This window comes from Sphingopyxis chilensis (assembly GCF_035930445.1).
GTDB lineage: Bacteria > Pseudomonadota > Alphaproteobacteria > Sphingomonadales > Sphingomonadaceae > Sphingopyxis > Sphingopyxis chilensis.
The window spans coordinates 913,050-937,170 of sequence record NZ_CP142394.1; the positions used below are offsets into that span (position 1 = coordinate 913,050).

Below are 24,121 nucleotides of genomic sequence, written 5' to 3' on the forward strand. Positions count from 1 at the left end.
TGCCTCGGCCCCATTCTTTTGGCGCGGATCTTCAGAATTTGACGCTGAGGCCTGCGGTGATCCGGCGATCGGTCAGGCCCTGGAAGCAGAGCAGCGCCTTGTTGTTCACGCAATATTGGTTTTGGTCGCCGCGCAGCAGGTTGATGCCCTCGACGCCGACGTTGATATTTTCGGTGATGTCATAGTTGATGCTGGCGTTGAGCTGCCCCCTCGCGCCGTTGATCAGCGGCAGGCCAAAGAAGAAGGGGTCATTCGACACATAGCTTGACCGCCAAGTGTAGCGCAGGCGGGCATTGAGTCCGTATTTGTCGTAGAATAACGTCGCATTATAGGCGTATTTCGACAGGTTCGTGAGCGAGATCAGGTCCTGCGACCCCGGATATCCGAGCTGCGTGAACACCGTCCGCGGGCCGTCGGCGGTGCGATATTCGCGCGCCGACCCGCCCGCCTTCTGATAGGTGAAATTGCCGATGAAGCCGAAGCCCGAGGCGAAACCGAGCGTGTCTTCCCACGCCGACAGGTCGTGCTGGAAGGCGATTTCGACGCCGGTCTGCGTCGTCGTCCCGGGAACGTTGAACGTCGAACTGCGCGGCACGCAGATGCCGACGCCCTGGATCGGGTTGTTGATGTTACGGTTGGCGATGGGGTTATAGATGCCGCCGTCGGGGCAGGACGGATCGATCGAGATGTTGAGATTGCCGTCGGCGTCGAGATTGGGCGCCGGGTCCTCTTGCCGCTGCGCGAATAAATTGGTGCGGCTTTTGTGGAAGAAACCGATGCTGATCAGGCTGGAGGGCGCGAAATAATATTCGCCTGAAAGGTCGAACGACCAAACCGCTTCGGGGACGAGGTCGGGGTTGCCGACCGCGACCGGCGTGTTGGCGCCGGTGCCGAAAGAAAAGGAAGTCGACAGCGTGTCGAAATTCGGGCGGCGAATGTCGCGCGCGATCCCGGCGCGGACGAGGAAGCGGTCGGCTGGCTCGATCACCAGGTTGAAGCGCGGCAGCAGGAAATTATACGAGCTTTTGGCGACGGTCTGCCCCGTGACTTCACCGTTAGCGATATTGTTGCCGGTCGAGGACAGGCTGGTGTGCAACCAGCGGACACCCGCATTGCCGCGCACCGGCATACCGGCGATTTCACCCTCCATATTCGCCTGAAAATAGGCGGCGTTTGTCGTTTCCTTGATTTTGAAGAAACCCGAAAAGGATTCGGTCGGTGTCGTCAGCGGCGCGACCGGCGGTCCCTGGGTCGCGGCGGCGTTGCTCGCGTCGATCGCGGCGTTGAGCGATTCGAGAACTTTTGCCGGATCGTCGAATGCCAATCCGCCGTCGATCAGCAGGAAGTCGGAGAAATAGAGCCGGCGCCCGTCGGCCGCGTTGAAGTTGCTGGGCCCCGGGATCAATATGTCCGAAAACAGGTCGCCCGACGGCCGGTTCCAGGCGCTGGTCGTGTTGGTCAGGCTGACATTTCGCGAAAATTCGTTGTTTTCGGCCGACGTCCGGTTCCACCGATAGCCAAAGTCGATCGAAGTCACGAAGGGGTTGAGGTCGGTCGTGTCGTAGGAAAAGTCGAGGCGCGCCGCCCTTTCCTGATTGTCGGTCGAATTGGCGCCCTGCGCGACCTGCTGCAGCTGGTAGTTGGCGGGATCGAGCAGTTGCGCCGTGGTCGGGGCAAAGGGGCTCGCCTGATCGATGCCGAATTGCAGCGTGCCATCCCGCAGGTCGAATTCGAGCGGCACGCCATTGTCGATGCTCTGCCCGATTTCCGGCTGCGGCCCGTTGGGGTTGATGAAATCGAGCGTCGTGGAGAAGTTGGGGAAGTCCGATTTCGAAGTCGATAGCGACACTTCCGCGCGCATCCTGAGCTTGTCGGTGACTTGCCAGTCGCTGCCGAGGTCGAACACCCGGCTCTTGGTGACACGCGCGCCGGTGTCGCTCGATGTCCGCATGTTCGGGTCGATCACCGTTCCGGTCGTGCCGCCGATGCCGATGGTGCCGGCTACGGTGGCATCGACGCTGCCGAGGTCAATAGGGCCGTCGGGTCCGTCGAGGGTGCCCCAATCGACCGTTTCGAATGCCGTATTGTCGGTCGCGTCAACGACCGACGGCGTCGCCGTTCCTGAAATCTGCACGCGATGGCTTTGCTGGCCGCGCGTCTGGTTGTTCAGCGTCGCGTCGAAATAGAATTTCAGGTCGTCGTTCGGCTTCCACTCGAGCGCCGCGGTGCCGTTGTAGGTTTCATATTCGTAATTCTCGAGTCCCTGCTGGAAGAACTGGATGCGCAGGAAGGGGAAGGCTTCGGCGCTCGAGCCCGAGCCTGGAAGGACGACGGCATCGCGGTCGACACGCGGCTTGAACGCGGCGACGTCCTGCCGCGCATAGCTTCCGCTCACCACGATGCCGATCTCGCCGATGCCGGTATCCCACCTGTTGCCGAGCGTCGCCGACAGGCGCGGCAGGGTCGATTTTGCGAGGTCGCTGTTTTCCATCTGCGCGCGCGCCGCGATCAGCGGTTCGTTGAGGTCCAGCGGGCGGATCGTCCGCAAGTTGATCGTGCCGCCGACCGATCCCTCGATCGTCTGCGCGGTCGGGACCTTGGTCACTTCGACCGAGGCGATCAGCGCCGCGGGCAGGTCTTCGAAACTGATGCCCGAGCGCCCGGCGCCCGATCCCACGGTCGACACGCCGTTGATTTCGGTGCGGTTCGCGTCGGTGCCGCGGATCTGCACCGCGTTACCGACCCCGGCCTGCCGCGTGATCTGGACCCCGGTGACATTTTCCAGCACTTCGGCGAGGTTCTGGTCGGGCAGCTTGCCGATATCCTCGGCCTGGATGACCTCGACGATATTGTCGGAGGAGCGCTTTTCGCCCAGCGCAGTGGCAAGGGAGCTGCGGATGCCGGTGACGACGATCGCATCATCGCCCACCTCTTCGGCGTTCGCATCCTGTGCCGCCGTATCCTGCGCAAAGGCCGGGACGGCGAGAATCGCCATCGCCGTCGTCCCCAGCAGCGTTGCGAAATTGATGTTGCCGCGCGTTACGCGCACGAGGCTGCCCCGAATCATCCCACTCTCCCTCATTGACTTATGTTTGGAGAGAAGCTCGTCGTGTCAGACCAATATGTCAACCCAGATTCAGACCGAACAAGGGTTGATATTGTCCTACCTCTTGTATAGTCCACTGATCAAGAATCATAAAAAGGGTGAGGCATGGCGCAGATAAGGGCGGTTCTAACGGTAGCGATACTGGTCTCGGCGGCACATCCGGCGTTCGCCCGCGACATGCTGGTATCGGATCAGGCCCAGTTCAAAGCGGCGGTGAAAAAGGCGCAGCCGGGCGACGCGATCATCCTCGCCGACGGCGAATGGCGCGATCTTCAGATGGTCTTTACGGGAACCGGCACCGCCGCGAAGCCGATCACGCTGACCGTGCAGACCAAGGGCAAGGTGCTCATCACCGGCCAGTCGAACCTGCGTCTCGGCGGCAAACATCTGCTCGTATCGGGGCTCGTCTTCAAAAATGGGGCCAGCCCGACCGGCGAGGTGATCAGCTTTCGCCGCGATTCGAAAACCCTCGCGAGCGACTCACGCGTCACCGAAACCGTCATCGACGGCTATAGCAAGGCCGATCGCCGCGCCGACGATATCTGGGTCGCGCTCTACGGCACCGGCAACCGCGTCGACCATTCGCATTTCGAGGGCAAGACCAACGCCGGCGTGACGCTTGCGGTGATCCGCCGCGCGGGCGATCCGCTCGACAACCGCCACCGCATCGATCATAATTATTTCGGCCCGCGCCCGCCCTTGGGATCGAACGGCGGCGAGACGATCCGCATCGGCACCAGCGAGGAATCGCTGTCCGACAGCTACACGATCGTCGAGCGCAACATCTTCGACCGCACCAGCGGCGAGGTCGAGATCGTCTCGGTCAAGTCGGGCGGCAACATCATCCGCGAAAATCTGGTGCTGGAGGCGCAGGGAGCGTTCGTTCTCCGCCACGGCAACGGTAACCTGGTCGAGCGCAACATTTTCCTCGGCAAGAGCGTGCCCGACACCGGCGGGGTGCGCGTGATCAATCGCGACCAGGTCGTCCGCGACAATTATTTCGAGGGGCTGGCGGGCGCCTCGTTCAAGAGCGCGATCAGCGTGATGAACGGCGTGCCCAATTCGGTGATCAACCGCTATCATCAGGTCGCGAACGCGCGGATCGAGGGTAACAGCATCATCGACAGCGTGCGCATCACCTTCGCTGCCGGCGCCGATGCCGAACGGTCGGCCGCGCCGACGGGCAGCAAGTTCGAGCGCAATCTGATCGTCGGCGCGAAAGGGCAGGACCCGTTCCGCGCCGAGGGCGAGATCGGCGGCATCGCGCTTGCCGGTAATGTCGAGGCGAAGGTTGCGAAACCGCTGCTCGGCGCCGGTGTCGAGCAGCGCGAGGTCAAGCTCGAACGCGCGGCGAACGGCTTGCTGTACCCGACTGACCCTGCGCTGGCCGCTGTTGGCGCGCCGCGCGACCTCAGGCCCGTGACGCGCGAGGAAGTTGGCGCGATATGGTATCGCGGCGACGCCCCCGAAGCGGCATTCGGCGCGGGCAGCACGCGGTCGCTCGCCGCGGGCGCCTCGCTCGCGCAGGCGGTCGCCGGTACCAAGGCGGGCGACACGCTGGCGCTTGCGACGGGCACCTATGAAGTCGCGGCGCCGCTTGCGCTCCGCCACCGGCTGACCATCGCCGGCGCCAAGGATGCGAAGCCGGTACTGCGCGTCGCGTCGAGCCTTGCTCGCATCGAAGGGGGCGGCGGGCTGCGTCTGGAAAATCTGGCGGTCGATGCAAGCGCCGCAGCGGGCGAGGGCGCACTTATTGCCGTCAGTTCGGGCGCTGCGCCCAATTACGGCATCGCGCTTGACGGCGTGTCGATGCGCGGTCCCGGCAAAGGCCGCCTCGACGGCATCGCCATGGCCCCCGGCACCTTCGCCGACGATGTGACCATCACGAACAGCGACTTCGCCGAAATGGGCGTCGTCGTCCTGGGCACCGGCGAGCAGGAACCGAAAGGCTGGTATCCGATGGAACGGCTGACGATCAGCGGCAGCCGCTTCGCGCGCGTTTCGATGGTTGCCGACCTCTTGCGCAAGGGCACCGACGAAAGCACCTTCGGGCCTTGGTTCGCGATGACCGGATCGAGCGTCGCGGACACCGGCTCGAAAGGCGCTTCGCTGCGGATCTCGGGCGCCCAGCACGTCGACATTGCGCAGAATAATTTCGCCAAATCGGACGGAATGCTCGTCATCCATTCGGTCGGCGCGCCCGAGACGCGGATCGCGTCGAACGCCTTTGCCGCGACCCCTGCGCCGCGCATCGAGGAACTGATGTGGAAAGGGCCGCCGCGTGGCCAGCTCACCGGCAATTTGGTGGAGGAGCGCCCGTGACCCGCACCATCGCGATCCTGCTCGCCGCCGCGGCGCTGCCTGCGGTTCCCGCCGCGGCACAGACCCCGCCCGCCGCTTCGGCGCAGGCGTTCGCGCCGCTCTTCGCCGCCGAGGTCGATCGCGCACGGCGCGATGTCGATGCGTCGATCAAGGCAGGCATCAACGTGCCCGTGCCCAAGGACCCCGGCGGCGGGTTTACCCATGAACAGCATAAGCGCAATTATCGCACGATCTTCGAGGGCGGCCAGCTTTTCCGCCTGACCGGCGAGGCGCGCTACCGCGATCATGTCCGCGACTTGCTGCTCGCTTATGCCGATCTCTATCCGAAGCTCGGGCCGCATCCCGCAGCGTCGAACCAGGTTCCGGGCCGCCTGTTCTGGCAGAGCCTGAACGACAGCGTCTTCCTCGTGAACGCGGTGCAGGGCTATGCCGAAATTCGCGATGCCTTGTCACCCGCCGACCGCAAGCGCATCGACGATCAGGTGATTCGCCCGATGGCGCGCTTCCTGTCCGACGGCTCGCCCGAGGTGATCAACCGCATCCACAATCATGCGACCTGGGCGGCGGCTGGGGTGGGCCTGTCGGGTTATCTGCTCGGTGATCGCGATCTGGTCGACAAGGCGCTGCTCGGGCTCGACAAGAGCGGCAAGGCGGGCTTCCTGCGCCAGCTCGACCTGCTCTTCTCGCCCGACGGCTATTATGCCGAAGGGCCCTATTATCAGCGCTATGCGCTCCAGCCTTTCATCGTCTTCACGGCGGCGATCGCGGCGAATGATCCCGACCGCAAGATCTTCGAATACCGCGACGGCATCGTGCTCAAGGCGATCCGCACCGCGATCGACGTAACGCACGACGGCTATTTCCTGCCGATTAACGACGCGATGCCAGACAAGAGCCTGCGTACCGAGGAACTCTATCACGCGGTCGCGATCGCCTATGGCGCCACGAAGGATCCGGCCTTCCTGTCGATCGCCGACTGGCAGGGGCGCACGGTGCTGACGCCGGCGGGGCAGGCGATGGCGGCAGACCTTGCGGCGGGCAAGGCCAAGCCTTGGCCCTTCGGATCGCGGCTGCTCTCCGACGGTCCCGAGGGCAAGGGCGGCGCGCTCGTTCTCCTGCGCACCAAGGCCGACGCGACCGGTCCGCTGCTCGTCGCCAAGAATACGGTGCAGGGCATGGGGCACGGCCATTTCGACCGGCTGGGCTGGCTCTATTATGACGAGACGGGCGCGGTCGTGACCGACTATGGCGCCGCGCGCTTCCTCAATGTCGAGGCGAAGCGGGGCGGGCGTTATCTCCCCGAAAACGACAGCTGGGCGAGCGCGACGATTGCGCACAACACGCTTGTTGTCGACGAGCAAAGCCACTTCGCAGGCGACTGGAAAGCTGGCGAAAAATCGGGGACGCGCCAGCTCGCGGCGTCGCTCGAAGGTCCCACCCGCTATGCGATCGGCGAGATCGACAGCGCGTACGAGGATGTCAAAATCCGCCGCGCTTTGCTGCTTGTCGAGGTCGATGGCCTCGCCAATCCCCTCGCGCTCGATATCCTCCGTGGAACTGGCAGCGGCAGGCATCGCTATGACCTGCCGCTGCATTTTTCGGGGCATATCATCGACAGCGACATCGCGCTCGACCGCAAACTCGCCGAACGGCCGGTGCTCGGAAAGGCGAACGGCTACCAGCATCTGTGGGTCGACGGCGAGGGCGCAAAGGCCGGCAAGGCGCGGCTGACGTGGAGGCAGGGCAGCCGCTTCTACAGCTATCATATGGCGCCGCCCGCGGGCGCGCGCTTCATCGTCGCGGAGAGTGGCGCCAACGATCCCGAATTCAATCTGCGCCGCGAGCCCGCGCTGATCCAGCGCGTCGACGGTGCCGAGGACGCGACCTTCGTCGGCCTGCTCGAACCGCACGGCGCCTATGACGCGTCGGCCGAGACCGTCGTCGCCAGCAGTTCGCGCGTGACGGGGCTCGACCATCGCCGCGCAAAGGGCGTCGATCTCGTCGTCGTCACGCTTGTCGATGGACGCCGCATTGCGGTCGCGGTCGCCAACGATGTCGCGCCCGACGCGCGGCACAGCGTCACCGTGGACGGCAGCACGCTGGCCTGGACCGGCCCCGTCGGCCGCCTCGACCTTGCCAAAACCGGAGCGAAGAAATGAGCAATATCAAGGGTCGCTTCCGCTGGTGCGTGATCGCGCTGATCGCCCTCGCGACTGTCATCAACTATATCGACCGCAACGCGCTCGCGGTGATGTGGCCCGAAGTGTCGAAAGAGATCGGCGCCACCAAGGAAGATTATGCGCTGCTGGTGACGATCTTCATGATTTTCTACGCCTTTGGCCAGTCGCTGTTCGGGCGCATCTTCGACGCGATCGGCACGCGGATGGGTTTCACCATCTCGATCGTCGTCTGGTCGCTGTCGATCGCAGCCCATGCGCTCGTCCGCTCGATGCCGCTGCTGATGGTGCTGCGCGCGACGCTCGGGGTCAGCGAGGCGGGCAACTGGCCTGGCGCGGCGAAGGCGAACGCTTTGTGGTTCCCGTCGCGCGAACGCGCGCTGGCGCAGGGCATTTTCAACGCCGGCGCCTCGCTCGGTGGCATTATTTCGGCGCCTTTGATCGCGCTGCTCTTCGTCCAGTTCGGGTGGCACGGCACCTTCCTGCTCATCGGCGTCCTCGGCTTCATCTGGCTCGTGCCCTGGCTCTGGTTCTACAAGGCCGACCCCGAAAAGCACCCGGCGCTGAGCGAGGAGGAACGCGACTATATCCTGACCGGCCGCACCGAGGCGGGCCGTGACGACAGCCGTCGCGTGCCGCTCGGCGAACTGCTCCGCTACCGCCAGAGCTGGGGCGTCATCCTGTCGCGCTTCTTCCTCGATCCCGTCTGGTGGCTCTTCGTATCTTGGCTGCCGATCTATCTCGCCGAAACCTTCGGCTTCGACGTCAAGCAGATCGGCCTGTTCGCCTGGGTGCCGTTTGTCGGCGCGATGCTGGGCAGCCTGTTCGGCGGCTGGTTCGCGGGCCGGATCATCAGCAAGGGCGGCGGGGTGCACAAGGCGCGGACGCTGACCATCGCGATCGGCTGCGCGATCATGCTGCCGTCGCTGCTCTTCACCATAGGCGCGAGCGAGCCGCTTAACGCCGTGCTGCTGATCGCGTGCATCCTCTTCGGGTTCCAGATGGCGATCGGCAACATCCAGACGCTGCCGAGCGACTATTTCGGCGGCGGCGCGGTCGGCAGCCTTGCCGGTATCAGCGGCACCGCCGCGGTCGCGGGGACGCTGATCACCACCTGGCTCGTCCCCGTACTCACCAAGACGAGCTACGCGCCGATCTTCGCGCTTGGCGCGGCGATCGTGCCGATCGCCTTCCTTTGCTTCTGGCTGATCGGCGGACGCGTCGAACCGGTCGTCACTCCACCCACCAAAACCCAAGAATAAGGAACTGCATCACATGAATCTCCAGGGGAAAACCGCGCTCGTCACTGGCGGCGGCCGCGATATCGGCCGATCGGTCTCGATCGCCCTCGCGCGCGCCGGCGTCCGCGTCGCGATCAACTACAACAGCGGCCGCGACGCCGCCGAAGATACGCTGAAGGCGATCAAGGACGCAGGCGGGGATGCCTTTCTGATCCAGGCCGACGTCACCGACAGCGGCGCGGTCCGGACGATGCTCGAAGAGGTCGGTGTCGCGTTCAGCGGCCGCCTCGACATCCTCGTCAACCTCGCGGGCGGGATGATCGCGCGCAAGACTTTGAGCGAGATGGACGAGGCGTTCTTCGATGAGGTGATGACGCTCAACCTCAAATCGGCCTTCCTTGTGCTGCAGGCGGCGCAGCCGTTCCTCGGCGAAGGGTCGGCGGTCGTCAACGTGTCGTCGCTCGCGGGCCGCGATGGTGGCGGTCCCGGCGCGTCGGTCTATGCGACCGCAAAGGGCGCGCTGATGACTTACACGCGTTCGATGGCCAAAGAACTCGGGCCGCAGGGTATCCGCGTTAACGCGGTCTGTCCCGGCCTGATCGGCACCAGCTTCCACGACATCTTCTCGAAACCCGAAGGCCGCGCCGCGACCGCAGGCAACACCCCGCTGCGCCGCGAAGGCCACCCCGACGAGGTTGCCGATACGATCGTCTATCTCGCGTCGCCGGCCGCGAGTTTCCTTGCCGGTGTCTGCCTCGACGTCAACGGCGGGCTGGGCTTCTCCTGATGCGCTGGCTCGCCGCAACCGCCATGGCCGCGCTGCTCGCCAGCGGGGCGCAGGCGCAGACCCGCGAACGGACGGACGCACCGCCGCTCGAGCCATACAAGATCATCCTCGTCGGCGATTCGACAATGGCGCCGCACAGCGGCTGGGGCGGGGCGTTTTGCGCGCATCACGTCAAATCGTCGGTCGCCTGCCTCAACACCGGACGCGGGGGGCGCTCGACGCGTAGCTACCGACAGGAAGGAAGCTGGGACATCGCGCTCGCGGAGGCCAGGGTGCCGGGCTATCGTGGCACCTGGGTGCTGATTCAGTTCGCGCACAACGACCAGTCGTCGAAGTCCGAACGCTGGACCGACGAGACCACCGAGTTTCCTGCGAACCTGCGCCGTTTCGTTGAAGAAGTGAGGGCCGCGGGCGCAACCCCGGTGCTCGTCACGCCGCTGACGCGGCGCGAATTCCGCGACGACAAGCTCCGCAATACGCTCGCGAGCTGGTCCGACCAGATCCGTGGTGTCGGCAAGGCAATGGATGTGCCGCTCGTCGATCTGAACGCGCTCAGCGCCGCGCAGGCGCAGGAAATGGGCGCCGAAATGGCGACGAAGCTCGCGCAGGAGCCCCCGACGGCCGAGGAACTCGCCGCCGCGCAAGCCGGAACGACGCTGACCGCGCGCCCGGCGCCACCCCTGCCGCCGCCGATTACGGGCGACGGCGCGCGCGGACAGGTGACGCGCAAGTTCGACTATACGCACCTCGGCAACGTCGGCGCCGAAGTCACCGCCAAACTGGTAACCGAGGCGCTTGCCCGCGAAGTGCCGGCTTTGCGGAGCCAGCTCGTCCGCTAAGACCGTGTATAGCAATATGGACTAACCAATCTGGCATACAGAGTGGTTGACAATTTTGCTGCGATATTCGACAGCATTGGTCATAACAGAATCGACATCTGGGAGAGACGAAGTGAATTCTCGTAATCAAATCCGTGCGCGCGGTCTCCGCGCGGCCTTGCTTGCCGGCGCCGGTTCGACCCTGCTGGTCACCGCGATCCCCGTAAGGGCGCAGGACACGGCACCAGCCGCGCAGGGCGAAGAGGACGCGATCGTCGTCACCGGCATCCGCGAGACGATCCAGAATTCGATCAACACCAAGCGCGAGGAGACCGCGATCGTCGATGCGCTGTCGGCGGACGACATCGGCGATCTTCCCGCGCTGTCGGTCGGGCAGGCGATTCAGACGATCACTGGCGCGACGACGCACCGCGAAAAGGGCGACGCATCGGAAATCGCGCTGCGCGGCCTTGGCCCCTTTCTGTCAAACGCGACCTTCAACGGCCGCGACGCGACGAACGGCAGCGGCGACCGCTCAGTGAACTTCAACCAGTTCCCGTCCGAACTCGTCAACAATATCAAGATCTACAAGACTCAGCAGGCGGACCTCGTCGAAGGCGGCGTCGCCGGCACGATCGAAATCGGCACGCTGCGCCCGCTCGATTTCGGCAAGCGCCGCATCCAGGGCGAGGTCAAGGCGCAATACAACCCCTATGGCGACCGCATCGTCGGTTCGGGCGGCATCGGCTGGCGCGGCACGCTGAGCTATGTCGATCAGTTCGCCAACGACACGATCGGCATCGCGATCGGCGTCCAGCGCAACGATACGAACAACCCCGAGGAAACCTATGCGGCTTCGACGACCTGGACTGCATGCCGGGCCGATAATAGCGCGGCAGCCAATTGCACCGAACTGGCGCGCGCCGATTATGGGCAGGACCCCTTTTACCTTGTTCCCAACGCCTATACCTTCCGCCAGATCAGCGAGACCGACAAGCGCGACGCGGTTTTCGGCGCGATCCAATGGCGCCCCTCCGACCAGTTCAACGTCAACCTCGACGTCCAATATTCGGACCGCACCTTCGTCGAGAGCCGCCGCGACCTCAACATTTCTGAAGCGCGCCGCGGCCTGACCGACGTCGTTTATGACGAAAATGGCATCGTCCAGAGCCTGAGCGGGCAGAGCGCGATCGAATCGAACGGGTCCGAACTGTCGCGCGCCGAAGAATATCTGGGGGGCGGCCTCTCGGTCGAATGGCAACCGTCGGACCGGCTGACGCTGACCGTCGATGGCAGCTATTCGCGTACGATCCGCGTCGAGGATGAGCGCAATGTCCGCCTGCGCACCGACCCGAGGGACCTCAACGGCGACACCACCGTCTTCAACAACATGCGTATCCCCTACACCTACGAGATTACGCCGGGCAGCTTCGTGCCGACGATCACGATCGACCCCCGCTTCGACCTCAATAATCACGACCTGTTCTGGGACGATGCACGCTTGCGCCGCGACCAGAGCCGCCGGCATAACGAGATCATCGCCGGCCGTTTCGACGCCGGATATGAAATGGACGGTTTCTTCAGCAAGCTGTCCGCGGGCGTCCGCTGGTCCGAAATGACCTTCCGCGACTATGATGTGCGCAACGAGGGTTTCGACCTGACGTCCGACATCGACGAAGAACGCCGGATCAACAATCTCTGTCGCACGCGGGCTTTCCCGCAGACCGGCTTCCTGTCGGCGGCCGATGGCAATGCGATCAACAGCTGGGCGACCTTTGACGTCGATTGCCTGTTCCGCGAATATACCGGCAGCGAAGACCCGGGCGCGCTCGAGGACAAGCGTTCGCCGGCAAACCGCGATGTCACCGAACGCACGCTCGCGGGCTATATCATGGCGGACTATGACGCCGATCTCGGCAATATGCCCGTGCGCGGCAATATCGGTGTACGCGTTGTCAAGACCGACGTGACGTCGAACGGCCTGCGCAGCGACCTCACCATCATCGACAATGGCGACGGCACCATCCGCCTCGACACCACCGGCGATTTCGAAACGGTGACGATCAAGAGCAGCAACACGCGCATCCTGCCCAGCGTCAATGCGATCTTCGAAGTCGCGCCCGACACGTTGCTGCGCGTCGCAGGCTATCGCGCCATGTCGCGCCCGGCACCAAGCGCGCTAGGCGCCGGCCGTACCTTCCAGCTCGACGGCAACGACTTCACCTCGGTCGAGGAAGCGATCGGCAACGTCCGCGCCAACGGCAGCCCGCGCCTCAAGCCGCTGATGTCGTGGAATGCCGACGCGGCGATCGAATGGTATCCCAACAAGGACAGCCTCCTGTCGGCGACCGTCTATTATAAGCAGTTCAACGGCGGGTTCCAGCCCGTGGTGTTCGACGAAGAATTCGTCATCGACGGACAGACGGTCACGGCGCCGGTGACGCAGACGCGCAACAGCCCCGACAAGTCGCGTATCTATGGTCTTGAGCTGACCGCCGCGACGCGCTTCAGCTTCCTGCCCAAGCCGCTCGACGGCCTCGGCGCGAAGGTGAGTTACAATTATGCCGATTCGAACTTCGAAACGCAGGACGTCCGGCTCGGCGATCAATTTGATCCGGTGACTGAAGAGGTCAGCCAAGGCCTTATCGCACCGGCGGGCCTTTCGGGCTATTCGAAGCATGTGCTGTCGGCGCAGGCCTATTACGAGCTCGGCCCGGTGTCGCTGCAGGCGATCTACAATTATCGCAGCAAATATTTCCAGGACTTCGTCGGCGGCAACAGCCAACTGCGCTATGTCGGGCCGAGCGAGACGGTCGATTTCCGCGCCTCGCTTGCGTTGATGCCCGGCGTCTCGCTGCGGTTCGAGGCGCTCAACCTCTTCAACGAGCCCAAGGCGACCTATATGCCCGTCTATGGCAGCAGCCGCCAATACCACTATTATGGGTCCAAATATTTCATCGGCCTGCGGGCACGGATCTAGGCATATAAACTAAGTTCGGTCATGGGCTTCAAACTTGTCCTACCTGATTGTATGGATTTCCTCATGCCTATGTGGGGAGACGATTGATCATGGCCGAACGCCGCCTTTTTGAAGATATTGCGGACGCGATCCGGCGCCTGATTCTCGACGGAACCTTCCCGCCAGGGACCCGCCTGCCCGGCGAGCGCGAGCTGTCCGAGCGTTTCGAGGTCAGCCGGGTGACGATCCGCGAGGCGGAGATCGCGCTGCAGGCGACGGGGTGGATTCATATCCGCACCGGCGCGGGCGCCTATGTCGAGGCGGTCCTGCCCGGCGACAATGCGATCCTGCCCAAGGTCAGCGCGTTCGAACTGACCGAGGCGCGCTCGCTGTTCGAGGCCGAGGCGGCGGCGCTGGCCGCGCCGACGATTTCGAGCGAAACGCTCGAAAAACTCGACGAACTGCTCGTGGCTATGGCCGACGACGGCAAGAGCGAGGAAGAAATCAGCGCGATCGACCGCGAATTCCACATGACGATCGCGGCGGCGTCGAGCAACAAGGCGATCATCCATGTTATCGAGAGCCTGTGGCGGATGCGCATGGAATTGCCCGAGGTGCGCAGCAGCCACTCGCTTGTTTGCCGCAAGGACGGTGCCGCGCGTGAGGCCGAACATGCCGACGTCGTCGCGGCGCTGCGCAATCGGGACGCGACCGGGGCGCGGCTCGCGATGCGACGCCATTTCAACCGACTGCTCGAATCGATGCTCGACGAGACCGAGGAACGCGCAATGGTCGAACTGCGTCGCCAGTCGGCCGAAAGTCGCCAACGCTATCTGCTGAGCGCAAAACTCGCCTGATGCCCGACGCGTCGGATCCCGTTGCGGTGCTGCTTGCCGCGCGCCTTTCGGGCCAGGCGCTTCCGGCCTTTCCCGCTCCTGTTCCCGCAACGCTGGCCGAGGCTTATGCGATCCAGCAGCAGCTGACCGCCGCGCTCGGCGCGCCGGTACTCGGCTGGAAGGTCGGGCGCATCCCGCCCGCGCTGATAGAGAGGCTGGGTGCCGAGCGCATAGCAGGGCCGGTGCTCCGGGTCGCCGAACTCGAGGGCGATGCCCCGGGTGAGGCGCGGGTCTTCGACGGCGGGGCGGCGGCAATCGAGTCCGAGGTGATGCTGCGGCTGCGCGCCGTGCCCGAGGGACGCGTGACGAACGGCGACGACGGCGCACGCTGGATCGACGAGATTCGCACGGGGTTCGAGGTAGCGAGTTCGCCTGCGCCCGACGTCCACGACCACGCCCCTTATGGCATCGTCGCCGATATCGGCATCAACAACGGCCTGCTGCTCGGCCCGCAGCTCGACATCCGCGATTTCGTTGCGCTGGCGGTCGAAACGTCGATCGACGGCGTGCCGGTCGGCAGCGGACGTCCGATCGATGTGCTCGACGGCCCTTGGGGTTCGCTCGACTTTCTTGTCGAGCTTCATCATCGCGGAGTGATCGAACTGAAGCCCGGGCAATGGATTTCGGCCGGTGCGATCACAGGGGTCCACACGATCGCGGTCGGCCAGACAGCGACAGCCCGTTTCGGCGCGACCTCCCCTATCGCCTGCATCGCCGCGGCAGAAAACGGATTCAACGCATGATCGCTCCTCCCCGCACCATCGCTTGTTTCGGCGAAATCGTGATGCGCGTTTCGGTTCCGGAAGGCGAACTGCCGCTGCAATCGGCGCGCTTCGACGCGCATGTCGGCGGCGCCGAGGCGAATGTCGCGGTCGCGCTCGCCGCGCTTGGCCGTGCTACGACGATGATCAGCGCGGTGCCCGAGGGCCCAATGGGCGACGGCGCGCTCGGCGAAATGCGCCGCCACGGCGTCGACGTCGCGCCCGTGCTCCGCCCCGCCGGCCGCATGGGGCTCTATTATTACCTTCCGGGGGGTCCGGTGCGCCCCGCCGAGGTCGTCTATGACCGCGCGGGTTCGGCTTTCGCCGCGACGAGGCCCGACGCATGGGACTGGGACGGGTTGCTCGGCGGCGTCGGCTGGCTGCACGTGTCGGGTGTCACGCCAGCGCTCGGGCCGGACAGCGCCGCCGCCACGCTCGAAGTTGTCACGCGCGCACGCGCGGCCGGGATCGGGGTATCGTTCGACGGCAATTGGCGCGGGCGTCTCTGGGAACGGTGGCAGCCCGATCCGGCGGCTGTCCTGGAACCGATCGTCGCACAGGCGACCTTGCTTTTCGGCAATCATCGCGACGCGGGGCTGCTTCTGGGCCGCGAATTTTCCGGGGAGGGTGAAGACCGGCGCCGCGAGGCGGCGATTGCGCTGTTCGATCATTTTCCCTCGCTCGAACATATCGCCTCGACCGCGCGCGAAATCCTCGGTCCCGACGCCCACCGGATCACCGCGCGCATCGATACGCGGGACGACCGGGGCGCCAGCGACCCCATGCTCGTCACGCCGGTGATCGACCGGGTCGGGACGGGCGATGCCTTCGCGGCGGGCATTCTCGACGGCTTGTGGAGCGGCAAGGGGCTGGCCGATGCGGCGAAGCACGGTCTCGCTCTCGCCGCACTCAAACACGGGCTGCACGGCGATTTTGCGCCTTTCCCGCGTTCGATGCTTGACCGCGTGTCCGACGCCGCGCAGGATATTTCGCGCTAGGGCCGCGATCGCGGCCCGCGAAAGGGGCCACGTCCTTGCTCGCGCAACGCGGGTCTTCAAGTCCGGGACGGCCCGGCAGCTCTGAAGAGGAGGCTGCCATGGCCTGGGTATATCTGACGGTCGCCGGTATTTTCGAAGTCGTGTGGGCCTTTGCGATGAAGCAATCCGACGGCTTCACGCGCCCCGGTCCGACCGCCGTCACCATCGTGGCGATGATTGCGAGCTTTGCGTTGCTTGCGCTGTCGATGAAGTCGCTGCCGCTCGGCACCGCCTATACGATCTGGACCGGGATCGGTGCCATCGGCGCCTTCCTTGTCGGCATTTTCATGCTCGGCGAACAGGCGAACGCGATGCGGATTGTTGCGGCGCTATTGATCGTCAGCGGGCTCATCCTGATGAAATTGTCGTCGCCCGCCTGAACGGCGCCCGCCGGGTTCCGGACGAAACCGCGGCGAGCGCCAAGGGCGAACGGCGGGAAGACCGCCGCCCTGTCAGATCAGGATATGGCAGACATCGGGAGTGGGCCGGACAAGTCCGCGCGTCAGGCGCGCGAGCGCCCCTTCGTCCACTTGCGCCGCGTCGGCGAGTTCGATCCGGTAGCGGCCGTGGAGCGCGTGCACCGTGCGGACATTGACTGCGCCGCCGAGCGCGCCTGCTATGTCGTCGGACAAGGTCGCGCCCGCGCCGCTATCGCCGGACGTCGGGGCAGGGGCCGCCATGGCGCCGCCGCTCCCGGCCAGCGCGCCGCGGATTTCCTCTGCGACCAGGTCGGCGACCGGGCCCAGCACGACTTGCGCGGCATTATCCGACGGCCGGATGATGCCCCGCGCGCCGAGCGCCGACAGCGCGGCGTCATCGACCGCCCCCTGATCGGCGACGATCAGGCGAAGGCGTGTCGTGCAGGCATCGACGCTCACCAGATTGCCTTTGCCGCCGAGTGCGGCGACGAACGCCTCGCCGCGCGTGCCGCCCGCCGATGCCATCGCTGTCTCGGCAACATCGCCCCGTTCGCGCCCTGGCGTCGTCAGGTCGAAGCGGCGGATGAAAAAGCGGAACAGCCCATAATAGAGCAGCGCATAGGCTGCGCCGATGGGCAGCAGCAGCCACGGCCGCGTCGCGAGGCTGAAATTCAGCACATAGTCGAACAACCCCGCCGAAAAGCCGAAGCCGAGCTTGACGTCGAGCGCGTTCATCAACGCCATCGACGCGCCCGTCAGCAGCGCGTGGATCGCATAGAGCAAAGGCGCAACGAACATGAAGGTGAATTCGATCGGCTCGGTCACCCCGGTCAGGAAGCTGGTGAAAGCCAGACTGAAGAGCATGCCGCCGACCGCTTTCTTCCGATCGGGCCGGGCCTCGTGATACATGGCGAGGCACGCGGCGGGCAGGCCGAACATCATGACCGGGAAAAAGCCCGACATGAACGCCCCGGCGTTCGGATCGCCCGCGAAGAAGCGGCGCAGGTCGCCCGTGGCGCCAGCGAAATCGCCGACGACGAACCATGCGGCGTTGTTGATGATGTGGTGCAATCCGGTCACGATCAGCAGCCGGTTGAGCACACCATAGACGAAGAGGCCCGCGCCGCCGCTTTCGACCACGGTGCGGCTCGCCGCATCGATCGCGCCGCTGATATGCGCATAGCCGTAACCGATCACCGCCGCGAGCAGCAGTCCCGCGACACCGCTCGCGATCGGCACGAAGCGCCGCCCGCCGAAGAAGGCGAGGTATTCGGGCAGGGCGATCGTCGCAAAGCGGTTGTAGAAATGCCCGCCGATCAGCCCCGACAATATGCCGATGGGCACCTCGAGCTTGTCGATCTGCGTGAGCGCCCAGTTTTTTCCGGCCAGCGTCGCCGCTGCTTCGGGCCATCCCGCGCCCACATCGCCCGGCGCGGTCAGGAAGGTCTGCGCGCCGGTCGTCGTGACGAGGTAACAGACGACCCCGGCGAGCGCCGCCGCGCCATTGCCGTCGCGCGCGAAGCCGACCGCGACGCCGATCGCGAACAAGATGCCGAGATTTTCAAAGATCGCCGCGCCCGCCGCCGAGATGAAGGCGATGTCGAGCAGGTCCGGCTGGCCGATGCGCAGCAGCAGGCCGGCGATCGGCAGGACCGCGATCGGCAACATCAGTGCGCGGCCAAGCGGCTGGAGCGTTTCGAGTATCTTCCGCATCAACGTGTCTCCTCGAACGCGCGGGCGAGTGCGCGAACCTCCGCTGCCGACTTGCATTGCAGCGCCAGCTTGGCGTGCGCGCGCGCCTCGACCAGCGTCAGGCCGCGCACGATCTGTTTCGCCTCGGCGACGAAGCCGGGTACCGCCGACAATTCGGTGACGCCCAGCCCGACCAGGATCGGCAGCGCCGCGGGATCGGACGCGAGCCCGCCGCATACCCCGACCCAGCGGCCGTGGACGGCGGCGAGGCGGCAGGTTTCGCCGATCATCCGCAGCACCGCGGGGTGCATCGCATCGACCCCGGCGGCGACCGCCGGGTTGCCCCGGTCCATCGCCAGCACATATTGGGTCAGGTCATTGGTGCCAATCGACAGGAAATCGGCTTCGGCGGCGAGCAGGTCGGCGGTCATCGCCGCGGCGGGCGTTTCGACCATCACCCCGATCTCGACCGGCGCCGCGATGGCCATTTCGCCGCGCAACCGCTCGACGATCGCGCGCACTTGCCGCAGTTCATCGACGCTCGCGACCATCGGGATCATGATCTTGCATTGGCCGCCGGGACGAACGCGCAGGATCGCGCGGATCTGCGTTTCGAGGAGGTCGGGCCGTGCAAGCGCTACCCGAATGCCGCGCTGACCGAGCGCCGGATTCTCCTCGGCGTCGATCGGGATATAGGCGGCGGGCTTGTCGCCGCCGATGTCGAGCAGCCGCACGATCACCGGCTTGCCTGCGAGGGTTTCGGCGATGTCCTGATAGGCAGCGTGCTGCTCGTCCTCCGACGGCGCGGTCTCTCGGTCGAGAAAGAGGAATTCGCTACGCACGAGGCCTGATCCTTCGGCGCCCTGCGCGGCGGCAAGCGCGGCGTCCTTGGCCGTGCCGATATTGGCGAAGATCTCGATGCGGGTGCCGTCGGCGCTGTGGCACGCATCCTTCGCCGCTGCCTGGGCAGCAGTGCGCCGCGCTTCGCGTTTCGTCAGCCGCTCGGTGAAAGCTGCGTTATCGGCGAGCGAGGGGGCAATTGTGACGTGGCCCAGCTCGGCGTCGAGCAACAGCGAAGTGCCAGCCTTTATACTGTCCAGCGCCTCGCCCATCGCCACGAGCGCGGGCAAGCCCATCCCCGCGCACAGGATCGCGACATGCGATGTCGGACCGCCACGCGCGAGGCAGATGCCGGCGGGCTTCGCCGCCGCGAGCGTCACGAGCTGCGAAGGCAACAGGTCTTCGGCGACGACGATCGCGCCCGCGGGGACCGCTGCGCCATCGAGTGCCGTCCCGGTCAGCGTCGCGAGCATCTGCCGTTCGATATCGACCAGATCGTCGATCCGTTCGATCAGATGGGAATTGCCCGTCGCGCGGATCGCGTCGATCTGGTCGTGAATCGCGCCGTGCCACGCGAAACCCGCGCTGCTCCCGGCGACGATCCGCGTCTCGGCAGCGGCGAGCAGTTCGGGATCGTCGATCAGCGCGAGATGCGCCTGCATCACGGAGGCGACGCCGCCGCTCGCATCTTCGGCGCGTGCTTCGATCTGCGCGCTAACCTCGTTCCGTGCCGCGAGCAGCGCGGCGCGCTCTTCGGCAGCCCCTTTGCCCTCACGCGCGACCGCGATTTCCGTCTGCCGGAGCCGCGCTGCGGGTCCCATGGCGAGGCCGGGCGCGGCGATCACGCCGCCGATCTGTCCCGCGCGGAGCCGATTGTTCGCGGCGGCGGGCAGGGAGGACGCGGCAACCGGCGCTCCTTCGCCCATGTCGCTCGCGAGCAGCGCAACGATTGCCGCAAGCGCCGTTTCGGCATCGTCGCCGCGCGCCTGTACCACCACCTCGTCGCCGAAAGCGGTGCCGAGCGCGAGCAGGGCGACGGTGCTCCGCGCGTCGCCGCGCTTGTCACCCTTCACCAGATGGACGTCGGCCTCGAAGGCGCGCGCGGCTTCGCCGATCCGCGCCGCGGGACGCGCGTGGATGCCGTGCGGCAGCGACAGCGTCACCGCCTGCTCGACCGATGTGCCGTCGTCCGATCGACGACGCGTTTCGCCCTGCACGGGGACGAGCGTCATCAGCGCCTCGCACGCGCCGATCGCACAATCCACCGTACGCCGGCTGATCGCAAAACTCTCGGCGTTGGTCACGATCACCGGGGTGATCAGGCTCGTCGCCGCAAGCGCGACCGCGTCGAGGTCGAACCGGATCAACGGGTCGCCGCGCGATACTCTCTGGCCCGTCACGACGAGAGGGGTGAAGCCATTGCCCTTCAGCATCACCGTATCGAGCCCGATATGGATCAGCACCTCGGCGCCCTCGGCGCTGCGCAGCGACACGGCATGGCCCGCTTCGTGGAGCGTCACCACCTCGCCATCGAAGGGCGCGACGACGGTATCGCCAAGTGGCTGGATCGCGACGCCGTCACCCATCATCCGCTGGGCAAAGACCGGATCGGGAACGCTGTCGAGTGCCGAGGCCCAACCTCTGAGCGGAGAGGTGATGATCAGGCTCATCGGCAATCCCTATTGTGCGGCTTGAACGAAGGTAGGGGCGGAACCGGTCGTCGGCGCGCCGCCGATCCACGTGGCGCGGGGCGCAAGCCCGGCATCGAGCCACACCCAGTCGGCGCGCCGCCCCGGCGCGATCGAGCCGATGCGGTCGTGCAGCGACAGAAAGGCGGCGGGCGTCGCGCTCGCCATCGCCGACACGTCGGGAACCGGAAGAGCGGTGACCTCGACCGTCTTGCGCAGCGCCGACGCCATGTCGAGATGCGTGCCCGCGAGCGTTCCATCCTCGAAGATGCAGACGCCGTCCTTCACCGCGATGCGTTTCCCTTGCAGTGTGAATTCGCTGACGTCGGTGCCGACGCTCGGCATCGCGTCGGTAACGAGCATGATCCGGTCCTTGCCCTTGGCATGGACCGCCAGCCGCACGACGGCGGGGTGCAGGTGGACGTCATCGACGATCAGCCCGCAATAAGTGTCTGAATCGAACGCCGCGCCGACCGCGCCGGGATTGCGGTGGTGAAGCGGCGACATCGCGTTGAACAAATGGGTGAAGCCCGTGAGGCCCGCGCCGATCGCGCGCTGCGCTTCGTCATAAGTGGCATCGCTGTGGCCCGCGCTGACGATCACCCCGTGCCGGACAAGGGTGCGGATATCCTGCTGGTCGCACAGTTCGGGCGCGAGCGTCAGCATCACACGCCCGCGATGCGGCGCGGTGAGCGTCTCGAGGATCTCCGCATCGAGGCGGCGGATGCGGTGCGCTTCGTGAATGCCGCGCTTCACCTCGTTGATAAACGGTCCTTCGATATGGATGCCGACGACGCCCGACACGCCTCGCTCGATCGCGGCATCGACCGCGGCGAGTGCGGAGGCGATCTGCGCCGGCGTATCGCTGATCAGCGTCGGCAGGAAGGACGTAGTGCCAAAGCGCGCATGCGCGGCGCCGATCGCCGCGATCGCTTCGACATCCACCTGGTCGTTGAACAGCACGCCGCCGCCGCCATTGACCTGCGTGTCGACGAAACCGGGCAGCAGCCAGCCGCCTTCAAGATCTATTTCGCGTTCGGCGGGCGCATCGCCCGCATCCGATACCGCGGTGACAGCGCCGTCGGCGACGGCGATATCGGCCGCCTCGGCGACCCCTGTCGGCAGCGCGACCCGGCCGTTGTGGAAACGAAATATCATAGGGTCTCGGTAACCTTGTTGAGATGCGGTGGCGAGTCGGGGTCTTGTCCGCGCGCGAGCGCCAGCGCGCTCGCCATGCGATAGAAGCTCTGGATCGCCAGGATCGGCTCGATCGCCGGGTGCGCGGCGATGGCGGGCAGGTCGCCGCGCATGGGATCGGCGAGCAGCACCGTCGCGCCCCGCCCCCGGAACTCGGCCGCTGCTTCGCGCACGCTCTCTGCCGCCCGGTCGGTGCCGCCGAACGCCAGAACGTGGAAGGCATCGCCCACGATCGCCATCGGCCCGTGGCGCACCTCGGCGGCGCTGAAGCTTTCGGCGTGGAGCGCGGAGGTTTCCTTGAATTTGAGCGCGGCTTCCTGCGCGACGCCCAGCCCATAGCCGCGGCCGAGGGCGAAGAGGTTCGTCGCGTCGCGGAACGCCGCGACGGCGCGCGACCAGTCGAGTGCGAACGCTCGCTCGAGTTGGTCGGGCAGGGCGGTCAGCGCCGCTTCGAGTGCATCATCCTCGGCCCAAGCGGCGACGAGCGCGGCGATCGCGGCGAGCGAGGCGATATAGGATTTGGTCGCGGCGACCGAATGTTCGGTCCCTGCCGACAGCGGGATCACCACGTCGGCCTGCCCCGAGAGCGGTGATCCCTCGGCATTGACGAGTGCGACGACGAAGGCGCCGGCCTCGCGCTGCTGATCGACCGCGGCGAGCAGGTCGGGGCTTTTTCCCGACTGCGATATGGCGAGGCACAGGCGGTTCCCCGCGACCGCTGGCGCATCGTAGAGCGACGCGATCGACAGCGCCGCCGACGCGGTGGGTGTCCCCGTCAGCGTTTCGATCAGATATTTGGCATAGGTCGCGGCATGGTCCGACGATCCGCGCGCGCAGGTCACGACCGCCGCCGGCGGCGCGGCGCGCAGGCGCTTGCCGATTGCGATGAATGCGTCGCGATTCGCAGCCAGCATCGCGGCGACTGCGGCCGCTGCCTCCCCGGCTTCCTGCTCCATCAGCGTCTTTCGTCCGTCTACTGCGGCGTTCGGCGTCATTCATCTGTCTCCAGCCGGAGGCATCGCTCCATCCGATTTATTGGTATTATATAGGTTATATATGTCTCATCAAGAGGTATGTTCGAGAGTTCAGATTTTAATGACCCAGCCCTTGCGGCGCAGCCATTCCATCGCGCCCCAGATCAACAGCATATAGAGGAGAATGGGCAGCAGCGACGCGACCGGATCGCCCAGCGCCTCGCGCAGCGCGCGGAAAGGCAGCAGCAGCAAATCCCATGTCACGACCCCCGCCGTCACCTGATGCAGCGTATAGGCGGCGATGGCGTTGGCGCCGAACGCCAGCATCGCGGTCGCGGCAAGGCCGGGCTTGCGGCCCTCGCGGTCGAGCCAGTGGTGAAGCAATGCGAGCGCGAGGATCGTGATCCCGCTCGTGACGAGTACGAAGCTGCTCGACCAGATATCCTTCACGATCGGGAAGGCGATGCTCCAGACGCCGCCAGCGACGAGCATCGCGGCGCCGATCAGGCCGAGTTGCCTTGCCGCCGGACCCTTGCGGTCAATCAGCAGCTCGCCGATCGCGACGCCGATCAGCCCCTGCGCAATCGCAGGGAGGGTGCCGAGGATTCCCTCGGGATCATAGCCTTCGGGTCCCTTCACATAGAGATGGTTACCGAGCAACAGGCGATCGACCGAAGCGATGAAATTATGCCCGCGCACCCAAATATCAGTCGCAACGCCATCAAGCGAGGGCAGCAGCGCGAGCGGCCAGTAAAGTGCGAGGATCGTCGCGGCGATGATCATCCGCGCGCGGGGGGCAGCGATCAGGAACAGCAGCGCGCAGGCGCAATAGACGAGTCCGATTCGCTGGAGCACGCCGAACAATCGCCAGTCGCCCGAGGCGAAGCTGGTGAACCAGTAAAGATTGCTGAGGATGAAACCGAGCAGCAGCAGGCGGCCGGTGCGGCCGAAGATGTGGCGGCGCTGCGCCGCATCGAGCTTCGCATCGCGCATCGAAAAGGGGATGGCGATCCCCACCATCGTCAGGAAGCCCGGAAAAACGAGGTCCGCGAGGGTGAGACCGTCCCAACTGACATGCAGCAATATCGGCGAGACATCGGCCTCGGCGCCATATTTCATTGCCGCTGCGGAGTTCACGAGGATCATCCCGGCGACCGTCAGCCCCCTGAGCACATCAAGTGAAATCAATCGCATGGCTTCGCCTCCC

The 24,121-nt window shown here is 65.6% G+C and carries 16 protein-coding genes; 10 read left to right on the forward strand and 6 right to left on the reverse strand.

Annotated elements, in window-relative coordinates; all coding sequences use genetic code 11:
- Nucleotides 1–31 precede the first annotated feature (31 nt).
- Nucleotides 32–3,067 carry a TonB-dependent receptor gene (locus tag VSX79_RS04105; protein WP_326914504.1) on the reverse strand — a complete coding sequence of 1,012 codons (3,036 nt, stop codon included), beginning with the start codon at nucleotides 3,065–3,067 and terminating at the stop codon, nucleotides 32–34.
- A 144-nt stretch (nucleotides 3,068–3,211) separates the two neighbouring features.
- On the opposite strand from VSX79_RS04105, the gene VSX79_RS04110 reads away from it, so the two are divergent.
- The 10 genes from VSX79_RS04110 to VSX79_RS04155 all read left to right on the forward strand — a co-directional run bounded on the left by VSX79_RS04110 (nucleotide 3,212) and on the right by VSX79_RS04155 (nucleotide 16,484).
- Nucleotides 3,212–5,428 carry a chondroitinase-B domain-containing protein gene (locus VSX79_RS04110; protein WP_179498992.1) on the forward strand — a complete coding sequence of 739 codons (2,217 nt, stop codon included), beginning with the start codon at nucleotides 3,212–3,214 and terminating at the stop codon, nucleotides 5,426–5,428.
- Nucleotides 5,425–7,587: a heparinase II/III domain-containing protein gene (locus VSX79_RS04115; protein ID WP_326914505.1), complete on the forward strand. Its 2,163-nt coding sequence runs from the start codon at nucleotides 5,425–5,427 to the stop codon at nucleotides 7,585–7,587. The genes VSX79_RS04110 and VSX79_RS04115 overlap by 4 nt, the downstream gene beginning before the upstream one ends.
- Entirely contained in the window at nucleotides 7,584–8,867 is a 1,284-nt protein-coding gene (locus tag VSX79_RS04120; protein ID WP_326914506.1) for an MFS transporter, read from the forward strand. Before VSX79_RS04115 ends, VSX79_RS04120 begins: the two co-directional genes overlap by 4 nt.
- Nucleotides 8,868–8,880: 13 nt before the next feature.
- A complete protein-coding gene (locus VSX79_RS04125) occupies nucleotides 8,881–9,633 on the forward strand; it encodes an SDR family NAD(P)-dependent oxidoreductase (RefSeq protein WP_179498998.1) in 753 nt (250 codons plus the stop codon).
- Entirely contained in the window at nucleotides 9,633–10,472 is an 840-nt protein-coding gene (locus VSX79_RS04130) for a rhamnogalacturonan acetylesterase (protein ID WP_326914507.1), read from the forward strand. The genes VSX79_RS04125 and VSX79_RS04130 overlap by 1 nt, the downstream gene beginning before the upstream one ends.
- A 112-nt stretch (nucleotides 10,473–10,584) precedes the next feature.
- Entirely contained in the window at nucleotides 10,585–13,431 is a 2,847-nt protein-coding gene (locus tag VSX79_RS04135) for a TonB-dependent receptor (protein ID WP_326914508.1), read from the forward strand.
- Nucleotides 13,432–13,520: 89 nt separating this feature from the next.
- On the forward strand, nucleotides 13,521–14,267 hold the full coding sequence (locus VSX79_RS04140; RefSeq protein ID WP_179499002.1) for a FadR/GntR family transcriptional regulator: 747 nt from the start codon (nucleotides 13,521–13,523) through the stop codon (nucleotides 14,265–14,267).
- Entirely contained in the window at nucleotides 14,267–15,049 is a 783-nt protein-coding gene (locus tag VSX79_RS04145; RefSeq protein WP_179499004.1) for a 2-keto-4-pentenoate hydratase, read from the forward strand. Before VSX79_RS04140 ends, VSX79_RS04145 begins: the two co-directional genes overlap by 1 nt.
- Nucleotides 15,046–16,065: a sugar kinase gene (locus VSX79_RS04150; RefSeq protein WP_179499006.1), complete on the forward strand. Its 1,020-nt coding sequence runs from the start codon at nucleotides 15,046–15,048 to the stop codon at nucleotides 16,063–16,065. The genes VSX79_RS04145 and VSX79_RS04150 overlap by 4 nt, the downstream gene beginning before the upstream one ends.
- A 98-nt stretch (nucleotides 16,066–16,163) precedes the next feature.
- A complete protein-coding gene (locus tag VSX79_RS04155; protein ID WP_326914509.1) occupies nucleotides 16,164–16,484 on the forward strand; it encodes a DMT family transporter in 321 nt (106 codons plus the stop codon).
- A 72-nt stretch (nucleotides 16,485–16,556) separates the two neighbouring features.
- On the opposite strand, the gene nagE is transcribed toward VSX79_RS04155, so the two are convergent.
- From nagE to VSX79_RS04180, 5 genes are all read right to left on the reverse strand, one after another.
- Complete coding sequence (gene nagE, locus VSX79_RS04160) at nucleotides 16,557–18,236, reverse strand: N-acetylglucosamine-specific PTS transporter subunit IIBC (RefSeq protein WP_326914510.1); 1,680 nt, start codon at nucleotides 18,234–18,236, stop codon at nucleotides 16,557–16,559.
- A complete protein-coding gene (gene ptsP, locus VSX79_RS04165; protein WP_326914511.1) occupies nucleotides 18,236–20,725 on the reverse strand; it encodes a phosphoenolpyruvate--protein phosphotransferase in 2,490 nt (829 codons plus the stop codon). Before ptsP ends, nagE begins: the two co-directional genes overlap by 1 nt.
- 9 nt (nucleotides 20,726–20,734) lie before the next feature.
- Nucleotides 20,735–21,901, reverse strand: a complete 1,167-nt coding sequence (nagA, locus tag VSX79_RS04170) for an N-acetylglucosamine-6-phosphate deacetylase (RefSeq protein WP_326914512.1) — start codon at nucleotides 21,899–21,901, stop codon at nucleotides 20,735–20,737.
- Complete coding sequence (locus tag VSX79_RS04175; RefSeq protein WP_326914513.1) at nucleotides 21,898–22,935, reverse strand: SIS domain-containing protein; 1,038 nt, start codon at nucleotides 22,933–22,935, stop codon at nucleotides 21,898–21,900. The genes nagA and VSX79_RS04175 overlap by 4 nt, the downstream gene beginning before the upstream one ends.
- A gap of 90 nt (nucleotides 22,936–23,025) precedes the next feature.
- Complete coding sequence (locus VSX79_RS04180) at nucleotides 23,026–24,108, reverse strand: acyltransferase family protein (protein WP_326914514.1); 1,083 nt, start codon at nucleotides 24,106–24,108, stop codon at nucleotides 23,026–23,028.
- Nucleotides 24,109–24,121: the final 13 nt, after the last annotated feature.